Consider the following 7206-nt stretch of genomic DNA (forward strand, 5'->3'; position numbering starts at 1 on the left):
GCGCGGGTGCGGGCCGCCGCCGCGGCCGTCGCGGACGCCGACCCGGCGCGCGAGACCGTCTGGACCCGGGACATCGACCTGCTGCTCGCCGAGCGGGACGCCCGCGCCCGCGACGCGGAGCTGGTGGACCTCCCCACGCGCATCCCCGCGTCCCGCTTCAAGGACTTCGTCAGCGCGCCCGCCGCCGTCGCCGCGCGGCTGCGCCGGCCCATGCCCGAGCGGCCCTACCGGCAGACGCGCCTCGGCACGCTGTTCCACGGCTGGGTCGAGGCGCGCTACGGGCCCGCGGGCACCGCGGACGTGATCGACGCGTCCGGCGTCGAGCTCGACCAGGACCCGACCGAGCCGCCCGTGGAGCAGCAGGACCTCGACCGGCTGCGGGCCGTCTTCGAGGCGAGCGAGTGGGCGTCCCGGAGGCCCGAGGAGGTCGAGGTGGAGATCCACATGGAGCTCGCCGGCCAGGTCGTCATCTGCAAGATCGACGCCGTGTTCCTCATCGACGGCCGCTACCGGGTCGTCGACTGGAAGACCGGGCGCACCCCGAAGGACGCCGCCGACCTCGAGCTCAAGCAGCTGCAGCTCGCGCTGTACCGCCTCGCGTTCGCGAAGTGGCGCGGCATCGACCCCGACCTCATCGACGCGGAGTTCTACTTCGTCGCCGACGACGTCTCGCTGAAGCCCGAGCGGCTCTACTCCGAGGAGGACCTCGTGGCGCTCTGGTCGGGCGCGCGCACGCCGGACGCGTCGCGGGCGCCGTCGGGGCCGACGGTGGGCTGAGGCCGGGAGTCGAGCATCTCCTCGACCTGGTCGACGTCCATCACCGGCAGCGTCTCGTGGGCGATGCGCTGCCCCTCGTCGGCGCGCACCGTGTCCACGAGCGCGCTGAGCATGTTCACGGCGTCGTCGATGATGCCCTGGTCGCGCGTGTCGGTCCCGTGCAGGAGCCAGCGCGCGATCTCGAGCTCCGCGTAGAGGAGCGCGCGCTGCTTGAGCTGGCGGTCCACCGTCACGTGATGCGCGGCGTTGTAGGCGCGGAAGACGCTCTCGGCCACGTGCTCGGCGCGCGCGCCCAGCACCCAGTGCAGGTCGTGGGCGGGGTCCGCGACGCGCAGGTCGGACCAGCCGATCATCCCCGTCACGGCGTCGCCCTCGACGAGGAAGGAGGCGGCCTGCACGGATCCGTTGACCACCGCGGGCTGGAACTGCCACAGCGACGCGTCGTCGAGGGCCTCCTCCCACCGGCTCAGCAGGAGGCTCGGCACGAGGGCGGTGGCGGCGGCGCGGTCGATGAGCGCCGCGGTCTGGCTGTGGATCTCCGCGGCCGAGAGCACGGGGAGGCCCGCGTCGGCGACGAAGCCGGTCGGCAGGCTGTGGACCGCGGAGACGGCGGCGCCGATGGAGCGCGCCAGACCGTCGCCCGCGGGGATCTCGTCGAGCGAGATGACGCGTCCCGGGACGTGCCCGTAGACGAACCCGCGCGTCGGCTTGATGGGCGCCTGACCCAGGAACTCGGGCACCTGGAACGGCAGGCGGGAGCGGATCCCGATGCTCAGGGCCCGCAGCGCCACGAGGTCGGCGGACTGCTCGGTCTCGGCGGCCTGGGTCGTGGGCACGCGCACGAGCAGCTCGCGGCCGTCCCGGGTCGAGAGCAGCGCGGAGTCGAAGTCGCCCGCGCCGCCGGCCGTGAAGGGGGTGCTGCGGACCACGTCGAGCCCCGCGACGGCCGAGGTCGCCAACGCGGCTAGAGTGAGGTGGGATCTGGCCATGCCCTACAGGTTAGGTCGCTGGGAGCCCTCCGCCTCACCGCGCCACGCGCTTCCCGCCCCACCCGCGCACCGTCGGCGCACCGCGGCACCGCCGTCCCGCCCCTCGGCCCGTCCGCCCTCGAAGTCGATTGGTCACCCGTGCTCGACAGCTTCCTCTCCCGCCTGCCCCTCTCCCGGGAGGGCGTCGACCGCGACGGCCTCACCCGCGACTCGCCGGCCCTGTTCGACGAGCTGTGGGCGGATCCGGCGACCCGCGTCCTCGCCCTGCACGACCGGCGTGCGCTCGGCACCATCGCCGACGACCGCGCGGCCCTCGACCTCCTGCCGGTCGAGCGGGTGACCGCGGCGACGATCCGCATCTACCTCGGCCGCACGACGATCGCGCACGCCGGCGAGCCGGTCGGCACGCCGGTCGTCGCCGCCGTCCTCACCGACGCCGCGGCCGCCGAGCTCGAGCCCGCCGCGGAGCGCTGGCTCGACCTCCGCGCCACGGCCGTCCAGCTGGACGACCGCGACGCGGCCCTGTTCACCGGCGCCCTGGCGACCGCCAACTGGCACGCGTCGCACCCGTTCTCCCCGAAGACGGGCGAGCCGACCGTCGTCGAGCAGGGCGGCTGGGTGCGTCGCGCGCCCTCCGACGGCTCGCAGGTGTTCCCGCGCACCGACGCCGCGGTCATCATGGGCGTCGTCGACGCCGACGACCGCCTCCTCCTGGGCGCCAACGCGATGTGGGGCGGCGACCGCTACTCGCTGCTCGCGGGCTTCGTGGAGCCGGGCGAGTCGTTCGAGGCGGCCGTGAAGCGCGAGGTCCTGGAGGAGTCCGGCGTCACCGTCGAGGACCCGCGGTACCTCGGCAGCCAGCCCTGGCCGTTCCCCGCGTCGGTGATGGTCGGCTTCCTCGCGCGGGTCTCGGCGACGAGCGGGCCGGCGACGCCCGACGGGGTCGAGATCATCGACCTGCGCTGGTTCAGCCGGGAGGAGCTCCGGGCGTCGCTCGGCGAGATCGCGCTCCCCGGCCCGTCGTCCATCGCCCGCGCCATCATCGAGGAGTGGTACGGCGGCCCCCTCGAGGACGGCGAGCGGGAGTGGTGACCCGCCGACCGTGATCGACCGTCTCGCCCCCGCCTCGCCCGGCCCCTCCTCGCCCGACCCCGCCGGATCCGGTCGCGGACCGGCCTCCGCGGCTCCCGTGGCCGAGCCGGCGGAGGAGGCCCCAACCGCGGAGTCCCTCCTCGACGCGCTCGACGACCAGCAGCGTCTCGCCGCGCAGGCGCTCCTCGGGCCCGTCGTGGTGCTCGCCGGCGCCGGGACCGGGAAGACGCGTGCCATCACGCACCGCATCGCGTACGGGATCCAGGCGGGCGTCTACCCGCCCGAGCGCGTCATGGCCCTGACCTTCACGTCGCGGGCCGCGGCCGAGCTCCGCGGGCGGCTCCGCGAGCTCGGCGCGGGACCCGTCGCCGCCCGCACCTTCCACGCGGCCGCGCTCAAGCAGCTCAACTTCTTCTGGCCGCAGGTGGTGGGCGGCACCATGCCCCGGCTCATCGAGAGCAAGGGCCGGATGCTCGGACACGCCGCCGAGTCGCTGCGCCTCCGCCTCGACACGGCGGCCCTCCGCGACATGGCCGCCGAGGTCGAGTGGCGCAAGGTGTCGATGACCTCGCTCGAGCAGTACGGCCTCGCCGCGCGCACCACCCGGACGCTGCCGCCGCAGCTCGACGCCGACCAGGCCGTCGCGCTCCTGCAGGCGTACGAGGACATCAAGGACCAGCGCCGTCAGCTCGACTTCGAGGACGTGCTGCTCGCCACCGCGGGCATGATCGAGGCGGAGCCGTGGGTGGCGCAGCAGGTGCGCGAGCAGTACCGGTTCTTCGTGGTCGACGAGTACCAGGACGTCTCGCCGCTGCAGCAGACCCTGCTCGACCTCTGGATGGGCGACCGGCGCGACCTGTGCGTCGTCGGGGACGCCAGCCAGACCATCTACTCGTTCGCGGGCGCCCGGAGCGCCTACCTGCTCGACTTCGCGTCCCGGTTCCCCGAGGCGGCCGTGGTGCGGCTCGAACGCAACTACCGGTCGACGTCGGGCATCACGGAGGCCGCGAACCGGCTGATGCGCGGGCGGCCGGGAGCCCTCACGCTCGTCTCGGCGGACGCGGATCCCGACGGCGACGGCACGGGCCCCGCGACCGCGAAGGGCCGCGGAACCGGCGCCGCATCGGGCCGGAGGGAGGGCTTCACGGCGCCGCAGGTGAGCGCCTTCCCATCCGACGGCGCCGAGGCGCGGGCCGTCGCGGGCGCCATCGCCCAGCAGATCCAGTCCGGCATCGCCCCCGAGGACATCGCCGTCCTGTACCGCATGAACGGCCAGGCCGCCGTGCTCGAGCAGGCGCTCGGGGACGCGGGCGTCAGCTACCAGGTGCGGGGGTCGCAGCGGTTCTTCGACCGCGCCGAGGTGAAGCAGGCGCTGCTCGCGCTCCGCGGCGCGTCCGTCTCCATCTCCGGCGAGCCGCTGTTCAAGTCGGTGAGCGACGTGCTCCGCGGCCTCGGCTGGAGCCAGCAGCCGCCCGAGCAGCAGGGCGCCGTGCGCGACCGCTGGGAGTCCCTCGACGCGATCATGGGCCTCGCCGAGCGCATGCCCGCGGGCAGCACCTTCCGCGCGTTCACGGACGAGCTGCTCGAGCGCCAGGCCGGCCAGCACGAGCCGACCGTCTCCGCGGTGACGCTCGCCACGCTGCACTCCGCCAAGGGCCTCGAGTGGGAGCACGTCTACCTGATGGGTCTCAGCGAGGGGCTGGTCCCGATCAGCTACGCGCAGACGCTCGAGGCGGTGGACGAGGAGCGGCGCCTCCTCTACGTCGGCATCACGCGCGCGCGCTCCGGCCTCCGACTGTCCTGGAGCCGGAGCGGACCGCAGCGGTCGGGTCAGCGGGAGCCGTCGCGGTTCCTGGCAGAGCTCGACACCCGCATCGCGGGTGGAGGCGCGCGGCGCGGCGCGTGATGCGGCCCGTGCGCACGTCGAGCACCGCCTGGTGGCCGTCGAGCGCGTTCCCACCGCCGGTGAGCAGGAGGTCGACGGGCCGCGCCGCGAGGGCGGCGAGCTCCGCGGGGACGAGCCCCGTGTCCGAACCGCTGTCGCGTCCGAGCAGCTGCGTCGCCATGGCGGGCCATGCCGGGTCCGCGTCCCGGCGGGCGAGGTCGAGGCAGTAGCAGCAGACCGTCCGCCCGGGCTCGACGAGCGGGCCGACCGTCGCGTGCCGGTCCCCGAGCACGACGGGCAGGTGCGGGACGTCCTCCCGGGACCAGCGGCCGTACACGGCCGGGGCGATGGCGAAGTGGGCGACGACGACGGCCAGCGCGGTGCGTGGGTCCGCCTCGGCCGCGGGGTGCTGGCGCCGCACGTGGTGCCCCGCGCGGAGGAGGGCGTCCGCCACGAGCTGCGCGGTCGGGCCGGCGCCGACCACCGCGACCGGTCCGCGTCGGGGCCGTCCGTCGGCGGATCCGCCGTCCGGATCGGGAGCGGCGACGCCGGGGTCGCGCGGGGGCGCGAGCGCCGGCCGCACCAGGTCGAGGAGCTGCGTCACCTGCGCCGGCGTCGCGCCCTCGGTCGCGGCGATCATGTCGAGCCCGCCGCGGCTGATGCCGTGCCGGAGGGCGTCGAGGAGGCGCTCGTCGAGCCGGGACACGGCCGTGAGCACCACGGGCGGGCGGTCGACGCCGATCTGGAGGGAGTCCGGCGTGCGCCAGACGAGCGGGAGACGGGGATCGAGTCGGATGGCCATGGGCGCGGAGAGTGCCCGACGGCCGGGACGCGCGCCGGGCGCGTCCACAGGCGGGCACGCACGATGGGCCGGCACCGCGCGTGCGGTGCCGGCCCCGGCATGGCGTGCGCGCCGCGTCAGACGGGGCGGGGGTCCGTCCCGTCGGTGCCGTCGTCCGGTCCGCCGTCGGGCGTGGAGCCCGGCTCGGTGGCGCGGCCCTGGCCGTCCTCCACGGGGCGTCCGGCGTCGGATCCGCTCAGCAGGTCCTCGAGGGCCTGGTCGACCTCGTCGGGCTCCGGGTCGCCCTGGGTGAGGCGCTGGACGAGCGCCTGCGGGGAGTCGATGTCCTCGGAGGTGGGCAGCACGTCCGGGTGCGACCACAGCGCGTCGCGCTGCTCGGCGCCCACCCCGTCGGACACGGCCTGCCACATGGCGGCCGCCTCGCGGAGCCGGCGGGGGCGCAGCTCGAGGCCGACGAGCGTGGCGAAGGCGGACTCGGCGGGGCCGCCGGTCGCGCGGCGACGGCGGACCGTCTCCGCGATGGCCGACGCGCGGGGGAGCCGGACGGTGGCGGCGGCCGTGACCACGTCCACCCAGCCCTCGATGAGGGCGAGCATGGTCTCGAGCCGGGCGAGGGCGGCGAGCTGGGCGTCCGTCTTCGGCGGGATGAGGGACCCGTCGACCATCGCCTGCCGGAGCTCCTCGGGGTTCGACGGGTCGAAGCCCTCCGCGAGCGACTCGAGCCGCTCGGTGTCGATGTGCACCCCCTTCGCGAACTCGGTGATGGAGGAGATGAGCTGCAGGCGGAGCCAGCGGGCGTGGCGGAACAGGCGCGCGTGGGCGAGCTCGCGCACCGCCAGGTAGATCTGCACCTGGTCCTCGGACACGTCGAGCCCGGATCCGAACGACGCGACGTTCTGGGGGAGGAGCGCGGCCTGCTGGTCGTCGAGGAGCGGGATGCCGACGTCGCCGCCGGAGACGACCTCGGTGGACAGCTGCCCGACCACCTGGCCGAGCTGCATGGCGAAGAGCGTGCCGCCGAGGTTCCGCATCATGCGCCCGGCGCCGGCGACCATGCCCTGCATCTCCTCGGGCGCGTTCTGCTGCAGGACGTCGGTGAGGGAGTCGGCGATGCTGAGGGCGACCGGCTCGGCCAGCTGCGTCCACACGGGCATGGTGAGCTCGGTCCACTGCGCGCGGGTGATGAGGCGCGGCGCGACCGTGAGCTGGCTCACGTACGTGACCTCGTCGAGCCAGAGGGCCGCGACCTGGAACGCCTGGTCGAGGGGGGCGGACGCGGCCACGGTGACCTGGGTCTGCTCCGCGGCGGCGAGCTGCCGGGCGCCCTCGCGGGCGACCTTCCAGTCGACGCCGTCGCCGGTGCTGCTGAGCGCGCCCTGCAGCTGCGCGAGGAGCCGGCGCACCATCTCCGGGTCCTGCGGCAGGCCCGCGGCGCCCGCGAGCTTCTCGGGGTCGATCTGCCCGTCGGCGCCGAGGAACTGCCCGAGCATGCGGCGGAACTCGTCCTCGGGATTCGGGGTGGGCTCGTCGGCCATGGAGGGTCTCCCGGGGGGTCGGAGGGGGACGGATCGCGGGGTCGCGACCCGTGCGACCACGCTAGCCCGCGCCCACGGGAAACCCATCCGGATTCGCCTAGGCTGAGCCGTCGCGGCTTCCGCCCG

The 7206-nt window shown here is 75.2% G+C and carries 5 protein-coding genes; 3 read left to right on the plus strand and 2 right to left on the minus strand.

The features are described from left to right. The coding region (locus tag Q6969_RS11235) for a PD-(D/E)XK nuclease family protein (RefSeq protein ID WP_317230517.1) at positions 1–777 on the plus strand (777 nt) is incomplete at its 5' end. Here the strand turns inward: Q6969_RS11235 and Q6969_RS11240 are convergent. Continuing rightward, positions 690–1766 carry a phosphotransferase gene (locus Q6969_RS11240; protein ID WP_317230518.1) on the minus strand — a complete coding sequence of 359 codons (1077 nt, stop codon included), beginning with the start codon at positions 1764–1766 and terminating at the stop codon, positions 690–692. The genes Q6969_RS11235 and Q6969_RS11240 overlap by 88 nt on opposite strands. A gap of 138 nt (positions 1767–1904) precedes the next feature. Here Q6969_RS11240 and nudC point away from each other — a divergent pair, with 138 nt between their 5' ends. Continuing rightward, entirely contained in the window at positions 1905–2858 is a 954-nt protein-coding gene (nudC, locus tag Q6969_RS11245; RefSeq protein WP_317230519.1) for an NAD(+) diphosphatase, read from the plus strand. Positions 2859–2868: 10 nt separating this feature from the next. Then, positions 2869–4764, plus strand: a complete 1896-nt coding sequence (locus Q6969_RS11250) for an ATP-dependent helicase (protein ID WP_396335540.1) — start codon at positions 2869–2871, stop codon at positions 4762–4764. 897 nt (positions 4765–5661) lie between these two features. On the opposite strand, the gene Q6969_RS11255 is transcribed toward Q6969_RS11250, so the two are convergent. Then, on the minus strand, positions 5662–7080 hold the full coding sequence (locus tag Q6969_RS11255; protein WP_317230520.1) for a zinc-dependent metalloprotease: 1419 nt from the start codon (positions 7078–7080) through the stop codon (positions 5662–5664). Positions 7081–7206: the final 126 nt, after the last annotated feature.

Origin of the sequence: Clavibacter sp. MX14-G9D (assembly GCF_032917815.1) — a bacterium.
Taxonomy (GTDB): Bacteria; Actinomycetota; Actinomycetes; order Actinomycetales; family Microbacteriaceae; genus Clavibacter; species Clavibacter michiganensis_K.